This is a genomic window from Streptomyces sp. adm13(2018), assembly GCF_008042145.1.
GTDB lineage: Bacteria > Actinomycetota > Actinomycetes > Streptomycetales > Streptomycetaceae > Streptomyces.
This window is the reverse complement of record NZ_RDBH01000210.1, coordinates 1-4827: the sequence shown is the minus strand read 5'-3', so window position 1 is coordinate 4827 and position 4827 is coordinate 1. Positions and strand designations below refer to the sequence as shown.

Here is a 4827-nt window from a genome sequence, read left to right as displayed (position 1 = left end):
GGGATGGGCAGGGCGTCGGCAGCGGTGCCGGGCGGGACGGCGAGCGATCCCGCGAGACCGCCGAGCCTGTCGAGGGCGCCGGTCAGGCCCCAGGGGACGGTCCCGCACGAGATGGTGGGCTCCGGCCGCGCCTCGACGACGAAGCGCGGTGCCGGGAGGGGCGGCGCCCCGCGGACGGCGAGGGCCCGCCGGGCCGCCGCCAGGCCGGTCCCCGAGAGGTCGGACTCCGGCGGTACGGGGGCGGCGGTCGCCGCGCGCAGCCGGGCCACCCGTTCCGCGGCCTCCTCCAGACGGGCCAGGGACAGGACGCCCTCGGCGACGGCCCGCCGGGCGCTCTCCCGGATCTCGGCGCACAGCTCCTCACCGTCCTGCGGACCGATGACCATGAGGTCCACGCCCGCCGCCCAGGCCCGGACGGCGGCGCCGCCGAAGCCCAGCGGGCCCCGGGCCGACTCCATGTCGAGGGAGTCGCTGATGACGACGCCGTCGAAGCCGAGTTCGCCGCGCAGGACGTCGGTGACGAACCGCCGGCTGAACGTGGCCGGGGCCTCGTCGACGGACGGGACCATGACGTGCCCGGTCATGACGGCCTGCACCCCCGCCTCCACGGCGGCCGCGAACGGGGCGAGGTCCCGGGCCCGCAGCTCGGCCTCCGACGCCCCTACGGTGGGCAGCGTGAAGTGGGAGTCGACGCGGGTCGCGCCGAGGCCGGGGAAGTGCTTGGCGGTGGCGGCGACGCCGTGCCGCTGTACCCCCGTGACGAAGGCACGGGCGTGGGCGGCGACCCGGGACGGGTCCGGCCCGAACGACCGCGTGCCGAAGACGGGCAGTTCGGGGCCGGGACAGATGTCGAGGCAGGGGGCGAGGTTGACCGAGACGCCGGCCTCGATGAGGTCGGCGGCGACGGCGGAGCCGACCCGTTCGGTGAGCTCGACGTCGTCCACGACGCCCAGGGCGAGCGCGCCCGGGTAGTTGCTGCCCCGGTGGTACTCGGCGCGGGTGATGTCGCCGCCCTCCTCGTCCAGGGCGACGATCAGGTCGGGGCGGTGGGCCCGCAGGGGGTCGGTGACCACCTCGCGGACCCGGCCGTCCAGGAGCCCGAGGTTGGCCCCGAAGAGCACGATCCCGGCGAGGCCGTCGTCGAGCGCGTGCTTGAGCCAGTCGGTCGGTACGGCTCCGCCGTAGGCCGGCAGGAGACAGGAGTTGACGAGGGTCGACAGACGGTCGGTCACGGTTCCTCACCTGGGACGTTCGGGAGCTGCGGGACGGTGCGCGCGGCGTGCGCGGTGCGGTCAGGCGGACCCGCGGTGGCGGTGGGCGAGCCGCTCGGCGAACTCGAGCCAGGCGTCGCTGCACCACTGGGCCAGGTCCACGACGGTGTCCGCGGCGTGGCTGGGGACCTGGTCGGCGACGGCCGCCCACTCGTCCGGCATGAGGCTGTGGCCGCCGAGCCAGCGCAGGACCTGGCGTCCGTTCTCGGAGAAGCGCAGCGAGGGATCGGCCATGAGGATCCGCAGGATCGCCTGGGCGTCGCGTCGCTGGGGTGCCACGGCGACACCCGGCCGGGCGGGGTGACGGACCACGGTGGCGACCTCGGATCCGGCGCCGCCGCGAGGCCGCTGCGGCAGGACCGGGTCCTCGCCGCGCAGCACCCGCGCGCGAACGTCGGAGGCGGTGCCCAGCGAGATGCCCGCCTCGCGGGCGATCTGCCGCAGCGGGGCGTGCGGGTTCGCCCTCACCAGCTCCCCGGCCGACCGGCGGCCCTCGGACGCGCTCAGCGGGCGGCGCCGGCCGTCCCGCCCGATCCTGCTGGGCAGCCCCGGCACGCCGGCCGCCGCTTCGGTGCGCAGGGCGGCGACGGCCTTGGCCGCGAGGCCCGTGGTCTCGCCGATCGCGCGGTCGGACCACTGCGGGTGGGAGCGCAGGATCCGGGCCGCGGCGGCGCGCCGGTCCGCGAGGGTGAGCGGGAGACCGTGGGCGACGTTGAGCCGTACGGCGAGGAGGAACGCCTCGTCCTCGTCGCCGCCGACGAAGCGGGCGTCGATCCGGTCGTCGCCGCGCCGGACGGCGGCGTGGACCCGGTGGGTGCCGTCGACGACGCGCATGGTCGGCCGGTGCACCACGATCGGCGGCAGGGGGGTGCCGGACTGGGCCAGGGTGCTGATGTGCTCGGGGTCCTCGGGGTCGAGCCGGGGCGAGTCCGCGGAGCGCAGCGAGGCGATGAGGACGGACTCGACCGGGGACCTCCCGGACCCATCGGCCCCGGGCTCGGGTTCGTCCGTTTGGGAGCAGTGTTCCATCGGTGTTTCCCCCGTGAATGTGCATTCGGTGCTGTTCTTCGGATGGCCCGGGCCGGATTCGGGACGTCAGAGATTCCGCGTCGGAGATCCGGGCTTCGGGAATTCCGGGTGTCGGAGATTCCGCCAGCTCCACCGGCCGGATTCCGTTCCGGGCCAGGTCCTGGCCCCCACGGGAACGGAATTCCGGATACAGGCAGGGATGGGGGACATCCTCGGCCCGGTTTCCGGGAGGACACGGGAAGGGGTGGTGTCCCCGGGGGGATTCCGCCCGATCTCCGGTGCCGCCCCGGGATCATGCCCGGTGAACCTAACAGCGCCCGTTCTGCATGTCTAGACCAATAGTCGACGGTGGCCCGTACGCCGCTCCGTGCGGCAGAGTGCCCTCCCGGCACCGGAGTTGACGGGGTGTCCGGCCCCGGGCCCACCCCGTCCCCCTCCACGCCGTGAGCGACCGAACGGACCGAGGAGCGTGCCGGTGACACCCGATTTCGAGGTCTACGCGACGGCCAGGACCGCGCGCCCCGGCGAACCGCACGGCCTGTCCGCGCTCACCGAGATCTCCCGCACCGCGGAGGCGAACGGCGTCACCGGCCTCCTGGCCTTCTACCACCACCACAACCCGGACCCCTGGCTGGTCGCCTCCACCCTGCTCGGCGCCACCGACCGCCTCGTCCCGCTGATCGCCACCCAGCCGTACGCGCTGCCGCCGTTCACCGCCGCCCAGATGATCCACACGCTCACCGTCCTGCACGGCCGCCGCGTCGACCTGAACCTGATCACCGGCGCCACCGGGGCGGAGCTCCGGCAGGTCGGCGAGACCCTCGACGCGACCGAACGGTACGCCCGCGCCGCGGAGTACGCCCACGTCGTCCGGCGACTGCTGTCCGAGGAAGGCCCGATCACCTTCGCCGGCACCCACTACCGCTTCGAGGGGCTGCGGATGAACACACCCCTCGCCCTCGCACTGCGCCCCCGCGTCTTCCTGGCCGGCTCCTCACCCGCCGCCCTCGCCACCGCCCGCGAGGCCGCCGACGTCGCCGTCACCCACCCCGAGCCGGTCGACCGCTTCGCCGCCGACTACGCCCGAGCCCTCGCCGGCGGCCCCCGGATCGGCATCCGGGTGGGGATCGTCGCCCGCCCGACCGCCGCCGAGGCGTGGACCGTGGCCCGCGAGGCGTACCGCGAGACCCGGGCGTCCCGGCTCGCCACCGCGCTGCGCAGGACCAGCGGCTCGGACTGGAGCCGGCGGCTCGCCGCCCTGGCCATCGACGGCGACGTCTACGACGACGTGTACTGGACCGGCGCCTACCGCGCCGACAAGGGCACCCTGCCGCTCCTGGTCGGGGCGTACGCCGACGTGGCCGGTTACCTCGCCCGCTACCGCGCGGCGGGCGTCCGGGTCCTCGTCCTCGGCAACACCAGCACCGCGGAGGACTTCGGACACGTCGCCGCGGTCCTCGCCGAACTCCGGCGCGACTGAGACCCGTCGGTCACCGCACCCACCCCATCGTCCCGCGGCCAGCCCGTCAGGACCACCGGCGGCGGACGCGTTCGACTGCTCCCGGTCCGCAGTCGAACACGCCCCGCCGTGTGTATCTTCGTCCGGGCGTTCCCGGGGCGAGGGCGCCGGACAGCCCCCGGCGCGGGCAGGCCGCACACGGCCCACCGGCACGATCCGACGCGCGGCGACCGGCCGCCCACCGCGCCGGACCCCGCGCCCGCCCCCGCGGACCGCCACCCGCCGCCGCGCACCCGGAGGACCGGCCGCCGCGCACTCCCCAGAGGGCCGACCCCAGCGTTCGGCGAAGACCGTGAGGAACGAGAACCGATGAAGGCGACCACCCTGGTCCAGCGGTACGGCAGCCCGCTCTACGTCTACGACCTCACCGCCGCCGACCGGTCCGCCGCCGCGCTCCGGCGCGAACTCCCCGACGGATCAATCCTGTTCTACTCCCTCAAGGCCAACCCCCACCCCGAGGTCGTCCGCGCCCTCCGGGCCGCCGGCTGCCGCGCCGAGATCAGCTCGACCGGCGAACTGGACGCCGCACTGCTCGCCGGGCACGCCCCCGCCGACTGCCTCTACACCGGGCCGGGCAAGACCGCCGCCGAACTCGCCCACGCCTTCGACCGCGGCGTCACCCTCTTCTCCGCCGAATCCCCCGGCGACCTCGACCGCATCGGCACGGCCGCCGGCGCGCATGGCGTCACCGCCCGCTGCCTGCTGCGGATCAACGGCACCACCGGAGCGGGCTCGGCGGGACTCCGGATGACCGGCACCGCCTCCCAGTTCGGCTTCGACCTGGAGACCGCCGCCGACTGGACCAAACGGATCGCGGACGCGGAGCACGTGGAGCCCGTCGGCCTCCACCTCTTCTCCCTCACCAACGCCGGCGACGAGGACAGCCTCCTGCGGGAACTCCTCGCCAACGTCCGGACCGCGGCCCGACTGCGCGACACGTACGGGACCCCCGTCCGCCTCCTCGACCTCGGCGGCGGCTTCGCCCACCCGTACGCGGTCCCCGGAACC

At 75.3% G+C, this 4827-nt stretch carries 3 protein-coding genes and 1 pseudogene; 2 read left to right on the top strand and 2 right to left on the bottom strand.

The window, feature by feature from the left end; all coding sequences use genetic code 11:
* On the bottom strand, window positions 1-1232 hold a 1232-nt coding region (locus EAO70_RS35690; RefSeq protein WP_148006948.1), incomplete at its 3' end, for a glycoside hydrolase family 3 protein.
* Window positions 1233-1292: 60 nt separating this feature from the next.
* Entirely contained in the window at window positions 1293-2300 is a 1008-nt protein-coding gene (locus EAO70_RS35685; RefSeq protein WP_148006947.1) for a ParB/RepB/Spo0J family partition protein, read from the bottom strand.
* 475 nt (window positions 2301-2775) lie between these two features.
* Between EAO70_RS35685 and EAO70_RS35680 the strand changes: the two genes are divergently transcribed.
* Both EAO70_RS35680 and EAO70_RS35675 read left to right on the top strand, forming a co-directional pair.
* Window positions 2776-3780: an LLM class flavin-dependent oxidoreductase gene (locus EAO70_RS35680; protein ID WP_187284185.1), complete on the top strand. Its 1005-nt coding sequence runs from the start codon at window positions 2776-2778 to the stop codon at window positions 3778-3780.
* Window positions 3781-4128: 348 nt separating this feature from the next.
* Window positions 4129-4827: pseudogene (locus EAO70_RS35675) on the top strand (type III PLP-dependent enzyme); the annotation flags it as partial.

Coding starts and splice junctions, on each gene's coding strand:
- EAO70_RS35685 (WP_148006947.1), bottom strand. CDS start 2,300: ATGGAACACTGCTCCCAAACGGACGAACCCGAGCCCGGGGCCGATGGG.